The 23,769-nt window shown below is 36.5% G+C and carries 28 protein-coding genes; 13 read left to right on the top strand and 15 right to left on the bottom strand.

Annotation, left to right across the window (positions count from 1 at the left end; translation table 11 throughout):
• Positions 1–123: 123 nt before the first annotated feature.
• The 5 genes from JM81_RS02010 to JM81_RS01990 all read left to right on the top strand — a co-directional run bounded on the left by JM81_RS02010 (position 124) and on the right by JM81_RS01990 (position 4,149).
• Complete coding sequence (locus JM81_RS02010; RefSeq protein WP_144800479.1) at positions 124–1,158, top strand: DUF4198 domain-containing protein; 1,035 nt, start codon at positions 124–126, stop codon at positions 1,156–1,158.
• A 6-nt stretch (positions 1,159–1,164) separates the two neighbouring features.
• The gene (locus JM81_RS02005; RefSeq protein WP_144800478.1) at positions 1,165–1,836 is read left to right on the top strand and encodes a HupE/UreJ family protein; all 672 of its coding nucleotides are present in this window, start codon (positions 1,165–1,167) and stop codon (positions 1,834–1,836) included.
• Positions 1,837–2,148: 312 nt separating this feature from the next.
• Positions 2,149–2,496 carry a hypothetical protein gene (locus tag JM81_RS02000; RefSeq protein ID WP_144800477.1) on the top strand — a complete coding sequence of 116 codons (348 nt, stop codon included), beginning with the start codon at positions 2,149–2,151 and terminating at the stop codon, positions 2,494–2,496.
• Positions 2,497–2,782: 286 nt separating this feature from the next.
• On the top strand, positions 2,783–3,598 hold the full coding sequence (locus tag JM81_RS01995) for a DUF6597 domain-containing transcriptional factor (protein WP_144800476.1): 816 nt from the start codon (positions 2,783–2,785) through the stop codon (positions 3,596–3,598).
• Positions 3,599–3,672: 74 nt separating this feature from the next.
• A complete protein-coding gene (locus JM81_RS01990; RefSeq protein WP_261374936.1) occupies positions 3,673–4,149 on the top strand; it encodes a VOC family protein in 477 nt (158 codons plus the stop codon).
• Positions 4,150–4,207: 58 nt separating this feature from the next.
• Here the strand turns inward: JM81_RS01990 and JM81_RS01985 are convergent, their stop codons facing one another.
• Both JM81_RS01985 and JM81_RS01980 read right to left on the bottom strand, forming a co-directional pair.
• Positions 4,208–5,047: a DUF4249 family protein gene (locus JM81_RS01985; RefSeq protein WP_144800475.1), complete on the bottom strand. Its 840-nt coding sequence runs from the start codon at positions 5,045–5,047 to the stop codon at positions 4,208–4,210.
• A 4-nt stretch (positions 5,048–5,051) separates the two neighbouring features.
• On the bottom strand, positions 5,052–7,460 hold the full coding sequence (locus tag JM81_RS01980) for a TonB-dependent receptor (RefSeq protein ID WP_144800474.1): 2,409 nt from the start codon (positions 7,458–7,460) through the stop codon (positions 5,052–5,054).
• Positions 7,461–7,685: 225 nt separating this feature from the next.
• Between JM81_RS01980 and JM81_RS01975 the strand changes: the two genes are divergently transcribed.
• Genes JM81_RS01975 through JM81_RS01965 form a run of 3 tightly spaced genes read left to right on the top strand, consistent with a single transcriptional unit; the run spans position 7,686 to position 9,848 of the window.
• The gene (locus JM81_RS01975) at positions 7,686–8,237 is read left to right on the top strand and encodes an RNA polymerase sigma factor (protein ID WP_261374935.1); all 552 of its coding nucleotides are present in this window, start codon (positions 7,686–7,688) and stop codon (positions 8,235–8,237) included.
• Positions 8,237–8,776, top strand: a complete 540-nt coding sequence (locus tag JM81_RS01970; protein WP_144800473.1) for a hypothetical protein — start codon at positions 8,237–8,239, stop codon at positions 8,774–8,776. The genes JM81_RS01975 and JM81_RS01970 overlap by 1 nt, the downstream gene beginning before the upstream one ends.
• A complete protein-coding gene (locus JM81_RS01965) occupies positions 8,760–9,848 on the top strand; it encodes a hypothetical protein (RefSeq protein ID WP_144800472.1) in 1,089 nt (362 codons plus the stop codon). Before JM81_RS01970 ends, JM81_RS01965 begins: the two co-directional genes overlap by 17 nt.
• Positions 9,849–9,914: 66 nt before the next feature.
• Here the strand turns inward: JM81_RS01965 and JM81_RS01960 are convergent, their stop codons facing one another.
• The gene (locus JM81_RS01960) at positions 9,915–10,922 is read right to left on the bottom strand and encodes a hypothetical protein (protein ID WP_144800471.1); all 1,008 of its coding nucleotides are present in this window, start codon (positions 10,920–10,922) and stop codon (positions 9,915–9,917) included.
• Between the two features lie 109 nt (positions 10,923–11,031).
• Complete coding sequence (locus JM81_RS01955) at positions 11,032–11,544, bottom strand: VOC family protein (protein WP_144800470.1); 513 nt, start codon at positions 11,542–11,544, stop codon at positions 11,032–11,034.
• Between the two features lie 116 nt (positions 11,545–11,660).
• Here JM81_RS01955 and JM81_RS01950 point away from each other — a divergent pair, with 116 nt between their 5' ends.
• The 5 genes from JM81_RS01950 to JM81_RS01930 all read left to right on the top strand — a co-directional run bounded on the left by JM81_RS01950 (position 11,661) and on the right by JM81_RS01930 (position 14,229).
• On the top strand, positions 11,661–11,981 hold the full coding sequence (locus tag JM81_RS01950) for a winged helix-turn-helix transcriptional regulator (RefSeq protein ID WP_089260453.1): 321 nt from the start codon (positions 11,661–11,663) through the stop codon (positions 11,979–11,981).
• A 130-nt stretch (positions 11,982–12,111) separates the two neighbouring features.
• The gene (locus tag JM81_RS01945) at positions 12,112–12,780 is read left to right on the top strand and encodes a hypothetical protein (RefSeq protein ID WP_144800469.1); all 669 of its coding nucleotides are present in this window, start codon (positions 12,112–12,114) and stop codon (positions 12,778–12,780) included.
• Entirely contained in the window at positions 12,780–12,968 is a 189-nt protein-coding gene (locus JM81_RS01940) for a hypothetical protein (protein ID WP_144800468.1), read from the top strand. Before JM81_RS01945 ends, JM81_RS01940 begins: the two co-directional genes overlap by 1 nt.
• A 29-nt stretch (positions 12,969–12,997) precedes the next feature.
• The gene (locus tag JM81_RS01935; protein ID WP_261374934.1) at positions 12,998–13,414 is read left to right on the top strand and encodes a GNAT family N-acetyltransferase; all 417 of its coding nucleotides are present in this window, start codon (positions 12,998–13,000) and stop codon (positions 13,412–13,414) included.
• A gap of 107 nt (positions 13,415–13,521) precedes the next feature.
• Entirely contained in the window at positions 13,522–14,229 is a 708-nt protein-coding gene (locus tag JM81_RS01930) for a DJ-1/PfpI family protein (protein ID WP_222430281.1), read from the top strand.
• 60 nt (positions 14,230–14,289) lie between these two features.
• Here JM81_RS01930 and hisIE read toward each other — a convergent pair whose 3' ends face one another.
• The 11 genes from hisIE to hisD all read right to left on the bottom strand — a co-directional run bounded on the left by hisIE (position 14,290) and on the right by hisD (position 23,718).
• Complete coding sequence (hisIE, locus tag JM81_RS01925) at positions 14,290–14,898, bottom strand: bifunctional phosphoribosyl-AMP cyclohydrolase/phosphoribosyl-ATP diphosphatase HisIE (protein ID WP_144800467.1); 609 nt, start codon at positions 14,896–14,898, stop codon at positions 14,290–14,292.
• Positions 14,899–14,994: 96 nt separating this feature from the next.
• Positions 14,995–15,687, bottom strand: a complete 693-nt coding sequence (locus tag JM81_RS01920; protein WP_144800466.1) for an aspartate/glutamate racemase family protein — start codon at positions 15,685–15,687, stop codon at positions 14,995–14,997.
• A gap of 174 nt (positions 15,688–15,861) precedes the next feature.
• Positions 15,862–16,617, bottom strand: a complete 756-nt coding sequence (hisF, locus tag JM81_RS01915) for an imidazole glycerol phosphate synthase subunit HisF (RefSeq protein ID WP_144800465.1) — start codon at positions 16,615–16,617, stop codon at positions 15,862–15,864.
• Positions 16,618–16,812: 195 nt separating this feature from the next.
• Positions 16,813–17,328: a DinB family protein gene (locus JM81_RS01910; RefSeq protein ID WP_144800464.1), complete on the bottom strand. Its 516-nt coding sequence runs from the start codon at positions 17,326–17,328 to the stop codon at positions 16,813–16,815.
• Entirely contained in the window at positions 17,321–18,052 is a 732-nt protein-coding gene (gene hisA / locus JM81_RS01905) for a 1-(5-phosphoribosyl)-5-[(5-phosphoribosylamino)methylideneamino]imidazole-4-carboxamide isomerase (RefSeq protein ID WP_144800463.1), read from the bottom strand. The genes JM81_RS01910 and hisA overlap by 8 nt, the downstream gene beginning before the upstream one ends.
• Positions 18,053–18,108: 56 nt before the next feature.
• On the bottom strand, positions 18,109–18,462 hold the full coding sequence (locus JM81_RS01900; RefSeq protein WP_144800462.1) for a four helix bundle protein: 354 nt from the start codon (positions 18,460–18,462) through the stop codon (positions 18,109–18,111).
• Positions 18,463–18,535: 73 nt separating this feature from the next.
• Entirely contained in the window at positions 18,536–19,117 is a 582-nt protein-coding gene (gene hisH, locus JM81_RS01895) for an imidazole glycerol phosphate synthase subunit HisH (RefSeq protein WP_144800461.1), read from the bottom strand.
• 83 nt (positions 19,118–19,200) lie between these two features.
• A complete protein-coding gene (gene hisB, locus JM81_RS01890) occupies positions 19,201–20,337 on the bottom strand; it encodes a bifunctional histidinol-phosphatase/imidazoleglycerol-phosphate dehydratase HisB (protein WP_144800460.1) in 1,137 nt (378 codons plus the stop codon).
• A 26-nt stretch (positions 20,338–20,363) separates the two neighbouring features.
• The gene (locus JM81_RS01885; RefSeq protein ID WP_144800459.1) at positions 20,364–21,332 is read right to left on the bottom strand and encodes a DUF2167 domain-containing protein; all 969 of its coding nucleotides are present in this window, start codon (positions 21,330–21,332) and stop codon (positions 20,364–20,366) included.
• Between the two features lie 18 nt (positions 21,333–21,350).
• Positions 21,351–22,391: a histidinol-phosphate transaminase gene (gene hisC, locus JM81_RS01880; protein WP_144800458.1), complete on the bottom strand. Its 1,041-nt coding sequence runs from the start codon at positions 22,389–22,391 to the stop codon at positions 21,351–21,353.
• A gap of 43 nt (positions 22,392–22,434) precedes the next feature.
• The gene (gene hisD, locus JM81_RS01875) at positions 22,435–23,718 is read right to left on the bottom strand and encodes a histidinol dehydrogenase (RefSeq protein ID WP_144800457.1); all 1,284 of its coding nucleotides are present in this window, start codon (positions 23,716–23,718) and stop codon (positions 22,435–22,437) included.
• Positions 23,719–23,769: the final 51 nt, after the last annotated feature.

Raw genomic sequence — 23,769 nt, 5'->3', positions numbered from 1 at the left:
GCATTCCACAATAGTAAAATCTCGCAAATACTTCTTTTTAGATTATCATTTTTTCTATTCATTTCATAGATATTAAAACCCTAAGTACATTTACTTCGTAAATTTTAAAAAAAATCCAAACCAATGCGAAAAATAACTTATCTATTAGCTCTTGTTCTACTCTGCAGTCATAACCTATATATCAAAATTGATAGCTACTTTTTACAACCGGACCAAGAGGCAACTTTAAGTCTTTTTAACGGCTCTTTTGATAAAAGCGAAAATATTATAACCCGTGACCGATTCATAGATGCGTCTATTTTAGCGAACGGTAAAAGAATAGCCATAGATACGGCTCAATGGAAAGATAAGGACAGCACCATTACCCAATTAAAATTTAGCACTGACAAAGAAGGTACATATGTAGCAGGGGCCTCAACCAAAGCAAGAAATATTGAACTTGCCGCCGAAAAATTCAACAGTTATCTCATAAATGACGGTATTGTGGATATGATGGAAAAACGGACCAGTAAAGGCTTATTGAAGCAGGATGCGGTTGAAAGTTATCAAAAGCATGTTAAAGCTATCTACCAAGTTGGAAATACTAAAACCAAAGATTGGGAAACCCCGTTAGGATACCCTATTGAGTTTATTCCACAAGAGAATCCCTATGAAAAATACAGTGGGGAAAACCTAAAGGTAAAATTACTATTAAATAGTGAACCTTTAACCAACCAAGTAGTATATGCCAATGTAGAAAGTAATGACCACACACATACTTCCAATGGCGAAAAACACGAACATAATAATAATCATAACGATGAACATGCCACTGATGGACATTCCCATGATACCGAATCAAATAGTATAAGCGATGAAGGGCACACCCATGATTTAGGTCAAAAACTACGCACCGATGATGATGGTATTGTAACCATTGATTTGCCAAAAGATGGAATTTACTATCTACGAACTATATATATGACCGAAGTAGAAAACAGCGATGTCTTGACCCATGAATCTAATTGGGCGACAATGTCTTTTGGTGTAACCCATAAACATGGTGCCGATACTCATGTGCATGGAGAAGAACATGAGGAAGGTATACCTACCTGGGTTTTTATTCTTGGTAGTATATGTTGTATCGTAGTTTTGTTTTTTGTCTTCAGAAAAAAATAAATAAAAATGAAGCGAAAACATGTATTGCCACTATTGCTATTATTTCTACCCATAATGGCTTCTGCACATAATGTTACAAGTGCCGATCAAGAAGTATTACGCAATGGTGGTCTATGGTCTTATATTCGTGTAGGGGCAACACACATGCTTACAGGATATGATCACTTACTATTCCTAGTGGGTGTCATTTTCTATTTAAATAGTTTTAAGGATATATTAAAATTTATTACTGTATTCACAATAGGACATTGTATAACCCTCATTGGCGCTACCTATTTAGGAATTACCGCCAATGAACACCTGGTAGATGCCGTAATTGCGCTTAGCGTGTTTTATAAAGGTTTTGAAAATTTAGGTGGTTTTAAAAAATTTCAATTAAAATCACCTAATCTACTGTTTATGGTAGGGATATTTGGACTAATACACGGTTTTGGATTATCTACAAGGCTACAATCATTTGATATTGGTGAAGGCCAGTTTATTGCAAAAATTTTGTCATTTAATATTGGGGTTGAAGTGGGTCAAGTATTGGCGTTGATTCCCATTGTTTTTGTTATTACCGCTATGAAAAAAAGCAAAAATTATACTCCCTTTTATAAGGCTGTAAATTCCTATTTGATCATGGCAGGCCTGGCTTTGTTTGTATATCAACTATATGGCTATTGTACCGGTCATTAATAACTTGTGTTTTATAAATGCCGTAATATACTTCGGCACCATTGAATTCTGCATACAGCTTAGTGTAACTCGTACACAAGAAAATTACTATAAGATTTAATTGAACAGCGATACACCCATGGTTTGGATGAAGAAAAACAATACGTTTGAGAAGTTCTTTGTAGTATGGTGGTAAGCATTATTTCTTAGTTTAAATACCACAAATACCTGTTAATAACTGTTGATAGGTCTTTTTTCATGTGGGTGGGAATTAGATTACTTTTATAGATGGAATATGTGCAATTGTGTACATATACAATTATCGTAGCAAATATGAAAAAACTAGATTTCGATTTTATACCATTAGGAATTTCCATAATTCTAATTCTAGTTTCATTAGTGGTAATTGCTACCTCCAATTATGCTCTAAGCTTAAAAAACTATATAGGCATTGGATGTGTGGTGCTTTCAATCTATTTCTACATTAAAAATAGAATGACTTACTACGTACTTTATGGACTAACTCTTCTGATTGGGATATTCGGGCTTCTTGACTTTTACTATTCAACTTTCAAAGTTGGATTTGGAAGCTTCGGAATTAACCCGATTTTGGCTGGCCTTTTAATATTACATATTGCGCTAGTATATCAAATTGTGGATAAATTCGATAGAGATAAATAATCCTGTTTAACTTTTAAAAGCTCTAATTTGCGTATAAATAATACTTGCTATAAACAACCTAAACGTAATGCGGACTTATGGTCTAATTCGAAAGGTCTGTGTATATTTATGCAGTTGCTAATTATTATGGAGTTAGCTTTGTGCAAGGAAAAACTAAACTAAACCTGCCTGCTTGTACACAGGCAATAAGCTCTAGCTTCCTGCTAAAACGGTAACTAAAGGTTTCCTTATTACCGCACTACGCTTACCCAACAGCTACATTCCAAACCAATATCATCCTAAAACAATGAACTACCAAACATTTCAACCACATCAAGATCTGGAAGCTTTGGTAAGCTGTTATTGGACTTTGGAAATTCCTGCTGAATATAGTGCAGAAAGACAGCGCATAGTACCAGACGGTTGCATTGAAATGGCGTTTATTCTTGGGGATGATATTAAACGCTATACTTCGCAAGATGAATTTATATTACAACCACGTGCCATGGTACTGGGGCAAACCCTAGCACCATTTTGTATTGAACCTACGGGCTATGTAAACACTTTTGCCATACGTTTCTACCCTTATGGCTTTGCCAATTTTGTTACTACACCCATTGAACAGTTGGCAAATAAAGAAACCCCGCTAACCTCACTTTTTGATGCTTCAATTGTCAATGAACTGGAGCGCAGCATTATTAATGCAGAAGACACAAAACAACGCATTGCAGTTATTGAAAAATTCCTTTTAGAAAGGTTGAATGAACAATCTACCATTGATACTATTGTAAAGCAAACCGTAGATGCCCTTTTAACCTCAAACGGTACTGCGACTATTACCACCATTCTTAAAGAAGATTTGTCTAAAAGAAGACAATTGGAAAGGAATTTTAAAAAGCAGATTGGCGTTAGCCCTAAACAATTGGGCAGGGTCATACGATTGCAATCGGCATTAAAAATGCTACTGAACAAAGAAACGGACAGCCTTACCAAAATTGCCTATGAAAGCGACTACTTTGACCAAGCCCATTTTAATAAGGATTTTAAGGAATTTACCGGCATTAGTCCCACAGCATTCTTAAGCAATGAACAAATGGCACTCTCTACCTTGTTCTATAAATAGCCTGCGTGTCGCATTTTTACAATTTATTAGTTGAATACTATTCCATATTTGTATTTTACATGTAAACACTACAAATGAAAAAGGCAATACTATTAAGTGCGGTATTATTTTCTTTTTGGGGAATTGAGTGTAATGCTCAAGATAAAGTAATGGATACGCATACCACTGAAAACAAAAGCAATATGAAAAGTTTTATTTCCATTTTTGAAATTCCGGCTACGGATATTACAAGGGCGGTAAATTTTTACCAAGCTATTTTGGACATAGAAATTGAAAAAATGGAATTTCCGGAAATGCAAATGGGTATATTCCCCTATGAAAACCAAATGGTCACGGGTGTTATCATGAAAGCGGAAGGGTATACGCCTTCTGCAAACGGAATAACCATTTATTTAAATGGCGGAGATAACTTACAATCTATACTCGGCAAAGTCGAAATCAATGGTGGCGAAGTTATGGTTCCAAAATCACTTCATGCAGACGAAAGCGGTTATTACGCTATATTCCTGGACTCTGAAGGCAATAAAATGGGTCTGCATTCACCAAACTAAATGAAAAACCAAGCACTAATTGCTTTAGCGCTTGGTTTTCTGTTCTTAAAAATATCTTCTACTCTACCGTATAACTTACCTTATTGGTTTCCGTTACCCTAAAATAGCCATGGGCATAATTATCTGGGTTGGTCGTATTAATGCAATTACCGCGAACATCTACCGGTGTAGCCTCAAAAATACCTACGCCGCCCATTTGGTCTATAACAATATCCATGTAATTATAGTAAGCTCTAGAAATACCGTGCATACTAATATTTACTACATCACCAGGTAATAACGGTTTTATTTCTTCGTCCTCATCATCATCGAGCTCATACCACCAGTCCACTTCGTTCCCGTTTATAAACTCATCATCGCCCGTTTCCAAAGTAGGTAACAGGTCTTGTGGTCTTTCGAACTTAAAAAGGTAATTATCGCCCTCTTCCTCAAAATCGTTAAATACAATATGCAACTCAATGGTTTCATCATCAAATCCGTCTTCCGTATCCTGGTAAATATCGGTAATATCAGGCACGGGGTTCATGGTGTCTTCGGCAACATATCGTTCGCCATCATACAAAATCTCTAAGGTATAGGTCGCTTCTAATTGTGGTTCAAAAGTACTTGTTGTGTATGTGCCGTTATTCTGGTCGGTAAAAAGAAAGACTTCTCCCGTAGCGTTATTGGTCACGGTAACTTCCGCCCCTGTAACATTGGTGCTTTCGGTTTCAAAAAAAGGTGTTGACGTACGTAGCGTAATCTCTTGATCATTACCCGTAGTTCCTTTTTCCCAGTCTAAGGAAGCTTCCACCACCAAACGTAAGGTATCTGTTTGAACGTCAACATCTATAACATCTGTACAACCCGTAAGAATAATGGTGAACAGGGCTATTATTGATTTTATATAATTTTTCATCGTATTAAAATTTAAAGTTATAGGTAATGGATGGTACAATTCCGAAAATAGCGGTTCTGGTAGCCTCATTTGCCCCCGTTTCTATATTCTGCCCAAAGGATACAGAAGCAGCATTCTTGCGGTTATAGGCGTTATAAATACCTAGCACCCACTCCCCTTTTAATTTGACATTTGGCTTTCTGTTGGGCTTATAATTGACCGACAGATCTAAACGATGATACGCAGGTAAGCGATCGGAATTTCTATCGGAATAACTAGCAATGGAAACGCCCTCATACTCATATTGACCATTAGGATACGTAACCGGTCTACCCGTTTGAAATACCAAATTGGTACCAAAACTCCATTTATCGTTTAATCGATATGACCCGGATATAGAGACATCATGCGTTCTATCATAAGGAGTGTTGTACCAATTACCATCATTAATACCCAAACCACCGGCATTACCACCGGGAGTGCGCTGCTCTGACTTGGATAGCGTATAGGAAATCCACCCCGTAAATTTACCCTCGTTCTTACGGAATAAAAGCTCTAATCCATATGCCCTGGACTCCCCTTTTAATATTTCGGTTTCAATGGTATTCTGCCCAATAAGATCAGAACCATCTATATAATCGATTCTATTATCGGTATTCTTATAATAGATCTCAGCCTCCATGGAATACGCCGTGTTCTTAAAATTACGGAAATAGCCCAAGGCATATTGATTGGATAATTGCGGGTCTATGTACTGACCGCTTGGTGTCCAAACATCTAATGGCGTAGCAGAAGAAGTGTTGGATAATAGATGTATGTATTGTGCCACCCTAGAAAAGCCTGCCTTTAAAGAAGAATTGTCATTTATGGTGTATGCCAATGACGCCCTAGGCTCCAAATTGCCAAAGGTCTTAATGGCGTCTCCCTTTTCGTATACCGTTTCACCAATAGCTTCACCACGTTCATAAATACCTAGGTCCTCATTATAGACTACCGGTTGATTATTGGCATACTCCGTCATAGGCTGCCCCCCAAGTCTGGAAAATGCACTGTAGCGCAAACCATATTGTGCAGTCAGCTTCTCCGTTAATTTATGTTCCGCATTTACATACACTCCAGTTTCCAACGCCCTTTTTTTATCCAATACCAAAGGATTGACAGATGACGTTTCGGTCGTAGGAATAATTTCCCCGGGATCAAACTCATAATGTATACCGCTGGCTCCAAAATCGAGCTTAAATGCATCGCTGAAATAATACTTTAAGTCATATTTTAGATTGTAATTGGTAATGGACGAAACCCAATCGAACTCCGCAGAGGTAATACCCAGCTCGTAGTCATACTTACTATAAATAGCGGACAGGTTAGAGAAAAGTTTGTCGTTAAAAATGTGGTTCCAACGCAGGTTAGCTGTTGAGTTCCCATAAGAACTACTAAAATTTTCTCCTAGTTCAAAAGCATCGCGCCCAAAATAACCGGAAAGAAAAAGTCGGTTGTTCGTATTGATCTTATAATTAGTTTTTAAGTTTAGATCGTAAAAACTTACGCTATTATCTTCCCCCGCAGCTTTTAACAACAGATCGGCATAAGAACGACGACCAGCAATTAAAAAAGAACCTTTTTCTTTAAACAAAGGCGCTTCCAGTGCCAAACGGCTAGATATGATACCGATGCCGCCCGTTGCAGCCAACCGTTTGCTGTTACCGTCTTTCTGCCTAACATCTAACACCGAGGAAACACGCCCACCATACCTTGCCGGTATACCACCTTTGTACAGTTTTACATCTTTAATGGCATCTGCATTGAAGACCGAGAAAAAACCGAACATGTGCGATGTATTGTAAATGATAGCCTCATCCAACAGAACCAGGTTTTGGTCGCCCGCACCGCCACGTACGTGAAAACCGCCGGTACCTTCACCGTTATTGGTTACCCCTGGAAGCATTTGTAGCGATTTTAAAATATCTACCTCACCCAAAACCACGGGCATTTGTTTTACCGTCTCAATATTCATTTTGAGTACGCTCATTTCCGGTTTACGCAGTATGGCGCGTTCAGGTTCATCCGCTATAACCTCTACTTCATCCAATTGGGTGGAAGCTTCGGATATTTCAAAATTGAATTGTTGATTTTGGGTTAGGTTAATTTCCTGTTGTATATCCGTATAACCCATGAAAGTGACCAACAACGTGTATTTTCCTTCCGGTGCGGTCAACGAATAAAAACCGTATTCATTGGTAACCACCCCAATAGAGGTTCCTTCCAAAAAAACCGATGCCCCAAACAGGGTTTCGCCATTTTTAATATCACTTATCTTACCGCTAACGGTATAGGTATTTTGCGCAATGACTTGGGTACTAGTAATCATTAGCAGCAAGACCATACTAAAGAATAGCCTTTGACGCCAATAATGCGTTTTTAATTTTACTGTCATGTTATATATTTTGAATGATGAACACCCTATTGACAATTGAAAGCAAGAAAGGTTGCATTCACACGATATTTTAAGGAAATAATAACATTAGACAACATACAATAACCTTTAGCCCACTTAATCATTTACTTACTTTAGTGCCTAAATAATGAACGTGATATGCAACCTTATATAAATTTGGTTGTCTTTATAACAGTAGCGTGAATTAGCCCATAAACAACCCTCTTGAAGGAACTGGATACCAACATACGTTTTACGCATAAATCCCTTGTCGAAAAAAGTAAGGCAGGTGATAGAAACTCGCAGTACAAACTGTACGAGCTCTATGTAGACGCCATGTATAATATAGGGTTACGCTACTTGCGCATAAAGGAAGATGCAGAAGATATTGTACAGGAAAGTTTTGTGGACGCTTTTAGAAACCTGCATACCTTCAAATACGAAAGTACGTTTGGGGCATGGCTTAAAAGAATTGTAATCAACAAAAGCATTAACCATTTAAAGGTAAAACGTCTTGCCTTGGCCAATATGGATGATCATGACCATCATCTTACGGATGAAGAGGAAACAGTAACGGAACTTTCTTTAGCGCTGGAAAAGATTAAAACAGGCATACAAAAATTACCCTTGGGATATCAGCAAATTATTAACCTGTACTTATTGGAAGGGTATGATCATATTGAAATTGGAGAGGTTTTGGGCATAACCACATCCACCTCAAAATCACAATACCATAGGGCAAAAAAGAAATTAGTTCAAATTATAAATGCATTGTAATGGATAGTCTTGAAAAATATATAAAAGAGAACAAAGCATTCTTTAACGACCAAAAAGCAGACCGCGCCAAACTATGGGAAAATATTGAGGCGGAACTTAGTCATACACAGCCTAAGGTCATTCCGTTATGGAAGTCTCCACTGTTTAAAATTGCGGCCAGTATATTGATACTAATAGGTATTACGGGAATACTTGGCAGCATCTTTTTGGGCAACAATGCACAAGAACATCAATTTGCATCTCAGGAATTAAGGGATATTGATATGCATTACCAAGGATTGGTTTCTTACCAAATACAACTTGTGCATAAAAACGAACAATTATCCGAGACGGACAAGGCCGAGTTTTTATCCTTTATTGATGAATTGGACCAAGAATACGAGGAATTGCGGTTAGAAATGCAAAACAACCTGGACAATGAACGGGTATTGGAGGCCATTGTAGCAAATTATAGAAAGCGCATAGAATTGATAGAAAATCTATTGCGACAATTAAACGAGTCAAAACTTAAAGATGAGGAATATGGATATACTTTATAAAAGGCTGCTGTTTTTTACCATGGCATTGGTCATTGGCCACATGGTTACGGCACAAGAAAGGGTATCTAAAAAAGTTACGAAGTCCTATGCTTTCGCAACGGGTGACGAACTCCATTTAGAAAACAAATACGGAAATGTCACGGTCTATGGATGGAGCAAAAACGAAGTTTCCATTACTGTTCATATGACGGTTACCCATAAGAAAAAAGAAAACGCCATTGAACTATTGCATAGAATTGCTCCTATCATTAAATCCGGTGACAATTATTTATCCGTGAGTTATGAAATTGCGGACAAGAACTCAGGGTTCTTTGCCAATTTGTTCGAAAAAGCCAATCCGTTCGATTTTGACCGTAGCAATGTTCAAATCGATTATAATGTTCATATGCCATTTAAGACCATTCTGAATATCAGCAATAAATTTGGCGATGTATTAATTGAAGATTGGGACGGAATCTTGATAGCGGATATTCAACATGGTGATATCTACATCAATAGAAACATTACCAAAGCCGAACTTTCCTTAAAGTACGGAAAACTGAAAGCCAAGAATATTATAAACAGTAATATTACCCTTAATAACGGAGAACTTGATATGGATGATGCGTATACAATGTATATTAATAGTAGTGGCAGTGCAATAAGAATACAATCTTCATCCAACTTAGAATTACTTTCAAATAAAGATGAAATTACCCTTCAAAGTGTAGAAAACATTAAAGGATCACTTAAATTTTCCAACTTGGTTCTTCATGAGCTAAAAAGCAATGTTATGCTTGACATGAAAATTGCTGATTTTAAAATACACCAGATATTAAATCAAAATTCTAAAATAGATATTGAACAAGAATCCAGTGAAGTCAGTTTGAACATTAGCCATTTTGCACATCAATTCTCGGCAGTCTTGGAGGAAGGTTTGGTACGTTTGCCGAAAACATTTTATGATGTAGATTCTAAAATGTTGGACAATGGTAAAAAATTACGCGAAATAAATGCCAAATACGGAAATAACGGAAACGGAAAAATTACCATTACAGGTAAAAAGGGAGTTGTTTTATTAAAAGAAATTTAATGGAGCTATCTTCACAAGAAACAAGTTATAATGACCTGGCCTGATAAGTTATGGGACAATAAACGTTCAATTTGCATATTTACCTTCTGCAAAAGCGGCCAATATACTGCTATTGGGCGTTTTGCAATTTTGGGGATAGTCATAAAAATAAATACATTTTGGCAATCCTTTTTCAAAGGTTATGCGCACAGAACCTTTACTATTACCGCTAAAACCGGAAAAGTTATAATAAGCACTTAGTTCCTTAGGCCTACCTTCACTATCCTTTAATGACGCTTGAACATTAGAAATACTACCAGCGGTATATTTATTGAAAGCCCACGTTTTAGATTGATCATACACCAAGTCATCAATTAATTTATTGAAATTTTGGTTTCCGGTAGGACCTCCAGATTTTTTCATGGTAGTATATTTACTGGCCTCTTGCATTCGTATAGGTGCTTTGTTCAATGCAAATAATTCTAAATTCTCTTCAAAACGCTTTAAACCAGCACTGCTACAGGCATTCATTTGAAAAAGTTTTACCATATCATTATTGAGTCCGTTTGTTTTATGAATCAAATCGACCGAATTTCCCATGCTATTAGGGTTGGTAATCATATCCACCATGGTACTTAAACCTTTAGAGCGTTGTATTTGATCAATTTCCGCATAGGCGGTATAAAGTTCCGGTTTGGCATACAGACCACTGCCTACCCAAGTATACTCCACACAAACCCTACTAACAACATCTCCCCATCCATTTTTTGTAACCTCTTCCGTCTTACAGACTTGATTTAAAATTTCAACCTTACCTGCTGGTAAATAGCGATCGCATTGCCCACCGTAAGCACGTAAATACTTATCGAAAATGACTAAAAAGAACATATCGTCCCTTTTCATTTCCAGATTCTCAAAATGACCACGAAAAATATAATCGTAAAATTCGGCAAAATAGAGTCCGTCTGTTTTAAACTCCAATTCTTCCGATACCTTAGGATTAGAATAATGATCAAAAGATTTAGAATGGGAAATAAATAAAAGCCAGGTAATAATTAAAAGAATAAAACGATAAAATGGAACAGATAATTTCATGGAAGAAAGGTGGTTTTATAATGAAACAGTCTGAGGGATAAGTAAATATAAATAAAAAGCGATTGACAATCAATAGATCACCAATCGCATTTATTAACATCTAAAAAAACTATTCTGAATATGCACCGGACGAATAGGTTAATTCGTAACTGTGCGTATATACTTCAAAAACAATTCCGAAAGGGTCTTCAACATAGCACATTTTATAGGGTTTGTCATTTGGGTAGTAAGAACGTATAGGCATACGTTGTTTGCCCCCATGTGCCACAATTTTAGCGACCAAATCTTCTATATTTGGGTCTTGAATGCAAAAGTGAAATAATCCCGTATTAAACGGATTGAATTCCGGTGCTTCTTTTACCCCATGAAGAAAAGAGAACAATTCTACGCCTATGCCATCAGAAGTGGACATATGTGCAATTTCAAACTCTTCCCAGTCATCACCAAAAACATCGATACACATTAAACCGATCGCTGTTTCTTTTTCTTTTTTAATTTTTGATGGTTTCATGATAACGTACCAGCCCATTACTTCTGAGTAAAATTCTACTGCTTTTTTCAAATCCGGTACTGTAATACCAATATGCGAAAATGATTTTGGGTATTCTTTATTCTTATCCATAGTTCTAATTTTACTACAAAATAAATCTATATTTGCCTTATGGACAATAACTTACCTAAAAGTACTATAGTTACCAAAAAGAGTATATTGTTGATTATCAAATAATTAAAATTTAAATGAGTTCCAAAAAATATTGCCCGTTAGACCATACGATGAACCTAATTGGTACCAAATGGAAACCTATTGTACTTTTTCATTTATTGGATGGCCCATTACGATCCGGAGTACTTCAGAAAAAAGTGCCGGGAATATCCAACAAAATGTTTACCCAAACCGTACGTGAATTGGAAAAAGATGGTTTGGTAGAACGTGTTGTGTATCCTGTTGTACCACCAAAAGTAGAATATGGTTTGACCGAACGTGGAAAATCCCTTAAAACTATTTTGCTTGGTCTGGATTCATGGGGTGCAAATGATACTACTAACAATCTTGTTTAAAAACAATTAGCAATAGTTTTGCACAACAAAATCCAGATTTATTGGTTTTTATTAAAAAAATAATGGTTTTTGATGCAACTATTTGTTGCTTAGGTTGTCTATTAGATAATCAATCAAAAATCGAACAGTAATGAAACCACTTCAAATTACCCTTCTTCTGTACTTTTTTCTTTCCGCATTTTACAGTCATGCACAGGAGGAAACTGGCGATTACCTTGAATTCAATGATCGCAAGAATGTAGTACATGGAGTGTATTTGGGGCTGTCCACACGCTTAGGTGAAATTGATGGTAATAATACATATGTAGGAGAACTTAAGGTTGCCTATGTTGCCAACCAGCAGTTTGAAGTAGGATTTGCAGGAAATTTTCTGTATTCTGAACAGGATATTTATAACGATCAACGCGGCAGATTTGAAGATATCATTGTTGCGTACGGCGGCTTACACCTAGAACCAATCTTTTTCAGTAAAAAACTGGTCAATCTATCTTTCCCCCTTTTAATAGGTGCTGGCGGTGTTGGTTATGTTGAGAACAATTTCCGCGACCCTGATTATATTGAAGAGGACCTAACAGGGGATGATATCAATGCAGTATTTGTGGCAGAACCAGGTGTAAGCGCCTTGTTCAACATCTCTAGGTATTTACAGCTTGAGGCTGGCGTTAAATATCGTTTTTCCAGTCGCATTAACCTTCCACCTACTCGTACGGTTAATATCAACGGTTTTTCTGCCGGTATAGGAATTAAGGTTGGGGTATTTAATATGGGGCGCAACAGATATAAAAAAAGTATACAATAATGGCAAAATCTTCAAAACGCAGTAGATACGGTCAAGTAAAGATTGTTGCAAAGCATGTATTCTGTGCAAACAATCAAGTATTCGTTAGAGAACATTCATCTCAAACAAACCACCAAAATGCAGAATGGTCACCCGTATCGTTTGAATGGGAAAAAGTAGGAAAATTTCAAGAAAATCTGGTTTTATAATATTCTATTAAACTTTATATTTTTGATAAATGCCGTCCTATACCATAAAGCAAATAACTATAGAGGAAGCCTTACCCATACGGCACAAGGTCATGTGGCCAAATGAGACAATTGATTATGTTCGTTTGCCCGAAGATGATGAAGGCACACATTACGGATTAATCATAGATAGCAATTTAATTGCTGTAATTTCATTGTTTAAAAAGGGTAAAGAAGCACAGTTTCGGAAATTCGCCACACTCCATGAATATCAAGGAAAAGGCTATGGAACAATTTTGTTGAATGCAATCATGAATATTGCTGCAGAAAACAACCTTACCAGAATTTGGTGCAATGCACGGACCTCAAAAACAAATTTCTACGCTAAGTTTAATATGCAGCTGACCCCTGTTGAGTTTATAAAAGGTGGTTTAAATTATGTAATTATGGAGCGAAATTTTCATTAAATTCATAAATTCCGCCCTACTTAATTCCACAATCTTCATTTCATAAGTACCCTGATAGTAGTACCTTAGGGAAGGTAAACGAAACGAACTGCTGAAAAACTAAATTAATGATACCCACACCAACCTTTAAAAATTTTACTCCAAAAGTAATCGCTGCTATATTACTATTGATGAGTTGTAGTGCGTTTGCGCAGAATCAATCAACAGACACCATGGAAAAGAAAGAAATCGCCTTTTTGCTGTTCGATAATTACGAAACGTTGGATGTTTTTGGTCCCGCAGAAATATTTGGCAGATTGACAGACCACTATATTTTAAGATTCTATTCGCTGAAAGGTGGGGTTGTCACGAACCGACATCGGGTACCGATCATGACCGAAAAACTATCAACCATAAACAAAAAACCATTTGCCTTTTTAATTCCTGGAGGTCTTGGAACCCGGATAGAAGTTAAAAATGAAGTACTTATCAATAAAATAAAGGAGGTTTCTCTATCTAGCGATTATGTATTAACGGTTTGCACAGGAAGTGCCCTATTGGCAAAATCTGGACTTTTAGATGACCGTAAAGCCACCTCAAACAAACGGGCCTTTTCTTGGGTAATGACCAACGGACAGGAAGTTGAATGGGATAAAAAAGCTCGTTGGAAGGTAGATGGAAATTATTATACCTCCTCTGGAGTAAGCGCTGGTATGGACATGGCACTAGGTTTTTTAGCCGACCGTCATGGCATTGATTTTGCCAAAAACGTTGCCTGGGAAATTGAATACAACTGGATCGAGGATAAGGATAATGATACGTTTACGGCAGAATGATATAGTAAGCCAACGAACTAATATAAATCTAATACTTTGTGCATTTTAGTTAATACTATTTTACTTTTTACGTTTCATCAATTCAGCCTCAATATCTTTAAGCGTAAAACCTTTTGCCTGTAAGAGCATTAGATAATGAAACAATAGGTCGGCACTTTCGTACAAGAAAAGTTCATCATTAGTATCCATAGCCTCAATTACAGTTTCAACGGCCTCCTCTCCCACTTTCTGGGCTACCTTATTAATCCCTTTTGCAAATAAGGAAGCTACATATGATTTTTCTCCATCAGCATTCATACGTCTTTGCTCAATAGTTGATTCCAATTCAGAAAAGAACCCGAAGTTTGAATCATTGCTTTCTTTCCAACAAGTATCGGTACCTGTGTGGCATGTAGGACCTATAGGATTTACCATTATTAGTAAAGAATCTTGATCACAATCATTTTTAATGGATACCAAATTTAGAAAATTACCACTTTCCTCACCTTTGGTCCATAATCGGTTTTTTGTTCTACTAAAGAAAGTAACCTTACCCGTTTCGGTGGTCTTACTTAGGGCTTCAGCATTCATGTAGCCCAACATTAATACGTTTTTAGTACGTGCATCTTGTATAATCGCAGGTATTAATCCGTCGTTTGTTTTATTCCAATCCGGTGTTTTAAACTCCATATATACTATCTTCTATTTTTACTTTATATTATTCTAAATCTTGGTAACTGTAAGGTAAACTCAAAATGACATGCAGTTTTGAAAATTGTCTGCTTGTTACCCTAATGCAAACTCAACGGCAGCTTTAGCATGCTCCTTTGTTGTGTCAAATGCAGGTATGTCACAATCTGCTTGGGAAATTAACAATGGTATTTCCGTACAGCCTAAAATTACGGCTTGTGCGCCTTCCTTCTCCCCTTTTTTGATGATATCCACATATTTTTTTCTAGACTCATCTTTAATCACACCTTTTGCAAGTTCATTATAAATGATATTATGCACCGTATCTCTATCATTTTCGTTTGGCACCAAAGCTTCAATACCAAATTGATCTCTAAGGATATCCTTGAAAAAATCCATTTCCATGGTATACCTGGTACCCAACAACAAAACCTTTTTACGTCCTTTGGCTTGTATAGCCTTACCGATTACTTCAACAATATGTAGCACCGGAACAGTCAAACTTTTCTTCATTATTGGAGCACTTAGATGCATGGTATTGGCGCAAATAACGATAATTTCTGCACCGGCATCTTGCAGCCTTAATGCAATATTCGTCATTTCTTTATGCAAAGCATCCCAATCTCCTGCAGCTTGTTTTTTAGAAAACTCAGCAAAGTTCACAGATTCAATAATGCAGTGACAAGAACTTTGTCCACCAAGTTCTTCTGCCACCATTGTATTTATCAATTGGTAGTACAACTGAGTAGACTGCCAAGTAATACCACCTATTAAACCTATTTTTTTCATTGTATACTTCTTCTTGTTGACCCTATTTTTATTCAGTTCACTCAATGTAACCGATGTGAAAAATCGTGTCCTAAAGCCTTCTAAAGCGCCTGTCTTTGTAGGTAATTTCAGGAGACATTCTGGTTACTGAGAACTGTAACTGCCTACTAACCACTTAGCGACTACTTAGTGAAACTAAACCCTTACTGGAATCCCGTTCCCTTGTAATTCAAGTTTCAATTCCTGAATCCCTATTTCCTTAAAATGAAAAACACTTGCCGCCAAAGCTGCATCTGCTTTTCCTTCTATAAAAGTATCCGAGAAATGTTGCATATTACCTGCACCACCAGAAGCGATAATGGGTATGTTCAATTCTGCGGATAATCTAGCCAAAGCTTCATTTGCAAATCCATCTTTGGTACCATCATTATCCATTGATGTGAACAGTATTTCACCAGCACCACGCTCTTCAACCTCCTTAGCCCATTCAAATAACTTACGCTCTGTAGGTACTTTGCCACCCACTAAATGCACGATCCATTCACCATCTATTTGTTTGGCATCTATAGCCACCACAATACACTGTGAACCAAATTTAGCCACCAAATCGTTAATCAACTGCGGATTCTTTACTGCCGATGAGTTTATAGACACTTTATCGGCACCATTTTGCAATAGAACATCTACATCTTCTACAGAGGAAATTCCGCCACCTACGGTAAATGGGATATTCACTTTTTCGGCAACTCTGTATACCAAATCAGCCAATGTTTTGCGTTTTTGTTCCGTTGCTGAAATGTCTAAAAAGACCAATTCATCAGCCCCTTCTTTACTATAAACTTCAGCAAGTTCAACAGGGTCACCGGCATCTCGTAAATCAACAAAATTCACGCCTTTAACCGTTCTACCGTCCTTTATATCCAAACAAGGAATTATTCTTTTTGCAAGCATTTTTTTTTAAAAGTATTAAGTACTAAGTAATTAGTACTAAGTTTTTTATAATAAATATTTTATTCTAACATCAAATTACTTTTTATAACTATCCAAAACGTATAACTAAGTACTATACGCACTTTGTACTTGATACTTTGTACTTGTTACTCTGTACTTTGTACATTATACTTTGTACTCAGTACTTTTTTCGCATTACTTATTTTTTATATTCAAATCTACTCCGTCATAAAAGCCAAGGTCCTTATTCTTCAGCTGTTTTACCCAAAAGGCTATTTGCCCAGTATGATATGAGTAGTGTTCTACTACATGGAGAATAATACCTATTCCAGAAAAAGAAAATCCCTGTACCGAACGTTTTTGAACCAATTGAGCTGTTGAAGCATCAAAAACGATTCTTTTTGCCGAGTCTAGCACATCATCCAACTTTTTTAGCAACTCTTCTTTGGTGTAACCATCGGTAGCAGCAAATTCTACATCACGATTTCTTGTATCTTCATTTTCTCCTAAAGACGATATGGCATATTGCGATATATTACCACACAAATGAAGAATTAAATTTGCAATGCTATTTAAAGAAGCATTCGGTTTTTGCCATAGTTCTTCTTCAGAAATATCAGCAAGGCTTTTCTTGATCATACGTGTACTTTCATCCATACGATACAAGGCATTTTGCTTTATCTCTTCAATAATATGAAATTCCTTATCCATTCCTTAAAATATAAGATTCCAACTGTTTTAAACTAATTCTGTTCTCGTAAATAGCCTTACCTATAATTGTACCTTCACAACCCATTTCGGCTAATTTAGGCAACTCATCAAAAGTAGATATTCCGCCACTTGCAATCAGTTTTATTCCAGATTCTGTTGAATTGATAATTTTTGAATATAAATTAAAAGACGGACCTTCTAACATACCATCTTTGCTAATATCGGTACAAATTACGTATTGAATTCCCTTTTCTTGGTACGATTGTATAAAAGGAATCAACTCTTCTTTAGATTCTTCTAACCAGCCCGAAACAGCTACTTTTTCATCCATAGCATCGGCTCCCAATATTATTTTATCGGAACCATGCTTTTCTATCCAACCAATAAATGTTTCAGCATCCTTAACAGCAATACTACCACCAGTAATTTGCTTGGCACCACTTTCAAAAGCGATACGTAAATCTTCATCAGTCTTCAATCCGCCACCAAAATCAATCTGTAGACCGGTTTTGCTTGCAATTTGTTCTAGCACTTTATGGTTCACAATATGCTTAGATTTTGCACCATCTAAATCCACTAAATGCAAGTGTTTTATTCCGTGCGCTTCGAACTCTTTCGCAACTTCTAACGGGTTTTCATTGTATATCTTCTTGGTATCATAATCCCCTTTGGAAAGGCGTACACACTTACCGTCTATGATATCTATGGCTGGTATTATTCTCATTTTAATAGTTGTGTTAAGTATTAAGTCCTTAGTATTAAGTACAAAGTTTGGAGTTGTTATATCCTTAATTTCTTTTGCAATGCAAAGTTCATATTCTTTATTTCTTTGCATAATGCCAAAGCATTATTTATATCTGTTTCTAGTAAAAATTTCAAGTTTACGGTTAGTATTAATTGTGTTTCAAGTTCTGTGGTTGAGCCATTTGCAATACTAAGAAAATGGGCGAATTCTTTATTTGAATTTCTACCTGCTCCCTCTGCAATGTTTGATGGTATAGAAACACTACATCTTTTAATTTGAGAAGTCAAACCAAATTTTTCATCATCCGGTAATTTCTTTGATAAGAAATAAATTTCCTCAACAAGCTGCATCCCTTTTTTCCAAATATGGAGTTCTCTATAATTATTCATCTACTTAATACTCTGTAGTCTTTACTTTGTACTTTTTACTTTGTGCTTAATACTCTGTACTTACGACTAAACATTACATTTTTAAAAAGTTCTCTAAAATTTTCTCACCAACATCACTAGATTTCTCTGGGTGAAACTGCGTACCGTAAAAATTTCCTTTTTGTAATGCTGCGCTATAGTTGAGTCCGTACGAACATTCAGCTATAGTTTCGCTACACAACGGGGCATAAAAGCTATGAACCAAGTAAATATGCTCATCCTCGGCAATGGAGCCAAACAAATTTGATTTTAGGTTCGATATTTGATTCCAACCAATTTGGGGAACCTTTACGCTAGTGTTAAATTTAATGACATCAACATCAAAAATGCCCAATCCTTTGGTATTCCCCTCCTCGGACGAATTACACATTAATTGCATGCCTAAACATATACCTAAAACAGGCTGTTTTAAGGTTGGTATTATGCTATCCAGACCACTAGTCAACAGCATTTTCATGGCACTACTTGCCTCGCCCACTCCTGGAAAAATTACTTTATCGGCATTTTGTATTTCCTCGGCATCGCTACTTAAAACCGCATCAAAGCCTAACCTTTTGATGGCAAATTTTATGCTCTGTATATTCCCAGCGCCGTAATTTATAATTACAATTTTCATTAAAACTAGTATGAAGTACTCAGTATGAAGTACAAAGTAAATCTTAGAACGATTTAATACTTTATACTTAATACTTTGTACTATTATAGAACTCCTTTAGTACTTGGTAACACCATCTTTTCAACATCTCTTTTTACTGCCATTTTAATGCTTTTTGCAAAGGCTTTGAAAATAGCTTCTATTTTATGATGTTCATTGGTGCCTTCAGCTTTAATGTTCAAGTTGGCTTTTGCTCCGTCTGTGAACGACTTAAAGAAATGGTGAAACATTTCAGTTGGCATGTCGCCCACCATTTCACGCTTAAAGTCTGCATCCCATACTAGCCAATTTCTGCCACCAAAATCAATAGCGGATTGCGCCAAACAATCATCCATAGGTAAACAGAATCCGTAGCGCTCAATACCCAATTTATTCCCTAAGGCATTATGAAAAACTTCACCTAAGGCAATGCCGGTATCTTCAATAGTATGGTGTTCATCAACTTCTAAATCGCCATCAACCTTAATGGTTAAATCCATTTGCCCATGACGAGCCAGTTGGTCTAGCATATGGTCAAAAAATGCTAATCCCGTTTTAATATCACTTTTACCGGTACCGTCTAAGTTCAATTGTATGGAAATATCGGTTTCATTGGTCTTTCTATGAATTTCAGCCGTTCTATCATTCAGCTTTAAAAACTCATATATCTTTTCCCAATCATTACTTTCAATAGCAATATGGTTATCTAATTCGTCACGCTTTACTGTGATTTCACCAGTGCCAAGATTCGTATTATCATTGATGAAAATTCCTTTAGAACCAAGGTTTTTAGCCAATTCCATATCCGTTAATCGGTCACCGATCACAAAAGAATTCTCCAGATCATAATCCTCAGAAAAATATTCGGTCAATAATCCTGTGCCAGGTTTTCTAGTGTCGGCATTTTCATGGGGAAAAGTACGGTCAAGAAAAACTTTATCAAAAACAACGCCCTCATTCTCGAATGATTTAAGAATGAAATTATGAACCGGCCAAAAGGTATCCTCTGGAAATACATCTGTACCCAAGCCGTCCTGGTTGGTAATCATGACCAATTCATAATCCAATTCTTTCGCTATTTTACCTAAATATGTAAATGCCTTAGGATAGAAAATCATTTTCTCAAATGCATCGATCTGCTCATCTACAGTTTCTTTTATTATTGTACCGTCTCGGTCTATAAATAGTACTCTTTTTTTCATTTTCATTTCATATATAATGTTCTAAACTATACCTCTGGGTCACTATTTTTGGTGTCGATAGCAATTTGTTTTTCTTTATTAGACCCAAAAAAGTATTTTTTCACACCACCGAACAAAGCAATTGCCCCTACTGCGATGAACTTCCAAAATTTTAGAATTACCGCAAAGAAACCAGCTTTCGCTAATATTTTACCAGCTATTAAACCTCCAATACCATAAGCTGCTACATCATCAAAATCCGGATCAAATTCAGAATACTTATAGCCAGTATTAAAAGATACACTACCCAGAATTGGTTCTAAGTTAGCTTCCACATCGTTCAATGTTTCCATATTTCCAATAACATTAAGGTTCATATACCCCTTTCTACCTAATACCCTAATATTATAGTTTAAGGTGCTACTCTCCTCTTCTTCAAACAAGAGTTCTTTGGCCCAGTACAATTTTTTATCATCTTGATCATAATATGGTTTAGAAGCCCAACCAAGTAATTCAACAGTAGGGTAACCTAATCTTGATCTTTCAGGATTTGCATTTTTAGCGTCTTCTTGCATTTCGCTCAAAAGGTCATCATAATCTAAATCTTTGGCATCATCATCTTTAATATAACCTTCTTCAGCATATGAAATTTCTATGGCATAACTAGTTTCAACGGGAGTCTCATCTTCTTTAAGTAATAATCCCATCACAGAATTATCAACAGGGTTGCCCCAAATATCAGATAATACACGCTGTGCTTGTGGCTTATCTAAAAACTTGTATCCTTTGGGCACAATAATTTTAGCAACATCACCATTTAGCATGGACCTATCATAGATATAGGTAAAAGTACTTTCTAAACTATCTGAATATTGCTTAAAACTAATAAGTGCCTCGGTTTCTTCATCACTTAAGTTTAAACTATCGGCAATAAATTCAAGCCTTTCAATATCTTGGGCATTAGAAAAGTTAATTGCAAAAAACAAGGAAATAACAAACAATAAATTGGTTTTCATCTGGTTTTGGTTTGATGGTTATATCCTTTTTAACGCCTCAGCAAGTTTTTTATTTTCTGCTGAATTACCCACTGTAAACCTCAAAGTATTTTCACATAAAGGTTGCGTTGTTCTATTTCTTACCACAACCCCTTCTTTCAACAGTTGATTATAACGTAGGGTAGCATCATCAACTTTAGCCAAAATAAAATTAGCATCGGTAGGATAAATGGCAGAAACAAAAGATATGGTTTTCAATGTTTCCATTAACTTTTCACGCTCTGCAAGAATTGAAGCAACTTCTGTTTGCACGGCTTTTTGGTCGGACACTCTTTCAATAGCCTTGTCTTGGGTAAGCTGATTGACATTATATGGTGGTTTAATTTTGTTGATTACCGCAATTATCTCAGCAGATGCCAGGCATATGCCCAGACGAATACCTGCCATACCGTAAGCTTTTGATAAGGTCTGAGTAACAATTAAATTAGGATAATCTGCTAATTTCGATGACCAGCTCTCTTCGGATGAAAAGTCGATATACGCTTCATCGATAACCACTAGCCCATTAAAAGAATTTAAAAGCTCTTCAATAATTGCAGTAGAGAAACTATTGCCCGTAGGATTGTTGGGAGAACATATAAACAACAATTTTGTATGCTCATCAATTGCCTTTTTAATTTCTGCAATATTCGGCTGAAATGCAGTAGTCAGTAATACTTCTCTATTTTCGACTAAATTGATACCCGAAAGCACCTTATACATGCCGTATGTAGGCGGCAATGTGATAATATTATCCTGTTTAGGCTCACAGAAAGCCCTGAACAACAGATCCAATACTTCATCACTACCATTGCCTAAAAGTATGTTTTCTTCGTTAATTCCTTTCTGTGCAGCTAAAATTGTCTTTAGACTACGTTGTTGTGGATCAGGATATCTATTGACACCGTTTTCAAACGGATTTTCATTGGCATCTAAGAAAACCATGGTAGAACCATCGGACACATATTCGTCACGTGCCGAAGAATATGGACTTAAACCCTTAACGTTTTCCCTCGTAATATTGTTTAAATTGAAACTCATTAGTTCAACATTGAATTGGTCATTGAGCATAGCCAAAATGACATTATTTTAAACTGTTTAATCTTAAGGTCACAGCATTTTTGTGAGCCTGCAAGCCTTCTGCCTCAGCCATAAGCTCAATTGCCTTACCAATGGTTTGGATTCCTTTTTCATTTATCTTTTGAAAGGTCATACTCTTCATAAAACTATCCAAGTTTACACCGCTATATTGCTTGGCATAACCATTGGTAGGTAAGGTATGATTGGTACCCGATGCATAATCACCGGCACTTTCAGGCGTATAATTTCCTATGAATACTGAACCTGCATTTTGGGTGTTGTCAATGTAAAAATCTTCATTTCCTACACAAACAATGTAATGTTCCGGTCCGTATTCATTTATTAAATCAATAGCATCTTGATCGTTATCAACATATATTAATTTACTATTTGAAATTGCTTGCTTTGCGATATCCTTACGTGGCAATTCTTCCAATTGCACGGCTACTTCCTTCTCAACAGCATTGATCATACTTTTTGAAGTCGATACCAAAATCACTTGACTATCCACCCCATGTTCAGCCTGACTCAATAAATCCGAAGCAACAAAAGCGGCGTTTGCAGAATCATCTGCAACCACCAATAATTCTGAAGGACCTGCCGGCATATCTATGGCTACACCATACTTGGTGGCAATTTGTTTGGCAACGGTTACATATTGGTTACCCGGTCCAAATATTTTATACACTTGCGGAATAGTGGCCGTACCGAAGGTCATTCCTGCAATAGCCTGTATACCACCTACTTTCACTATTTTGGTAACACCACATAAATTTGCCGTATAAAGAATAGCAGGGTTTAGTTTACCTTCCTTATCCGGTGGAGAGCACAATACAATTTCTTTACATCCAGCTATAGTCGCAGGAACCGCTAGCATTAAAATTGTTGAAAACAAAGGAGCTGTGCCTCCTGGAATATATAACCCTACTTTCTGTATAGGTCTTTTCTCCTGCCAGCAAGAAACTCCCACGGCTGTTTCAACTTCAATACGCTCGGTTTTTTGAGCTTTATGAAAAACCTCTATATTAGCTTTTGCAAGCTTTATAGCTTCTTTCAAATCATCCGAAACCAATTTTTGTGCCTCTTCAATTTCGGTCTTTGACACAAGCATATTTTCCAAGACCACCTTATCAAATTGTTCGGTATACTTTTTAATGGTATCGTCACCATTTGATCGTACTTCTTCAAAAATACCATTCACCAAACCTTCAATATCAGCAACGGTTTGCGTAGGTCGTTTTAAAACGTTGTTCCAATCTACTCTCTGTGGATTATATATTTTATTCATTATTTATTTAGTTGTTCGTTGATAGTTGTTCGTTTTTGGTTTACGAAATGT

The sequence above is a fragment of the Maribacter sp. MAR_2009_72 genome, from assembly GCF_007827235.1.
GTDB lineage: Bacteria > Bacteroidota > Bacteroidia > Flavobacteriales > Flavobacteriaceae > Maribacter > Maribacter sedimenticola.
The sequence above is the reverse complement of the archived record's forward strand: the minus strand, read 5'-3'. Positions and strand labels throughout refer to the sequence as shown.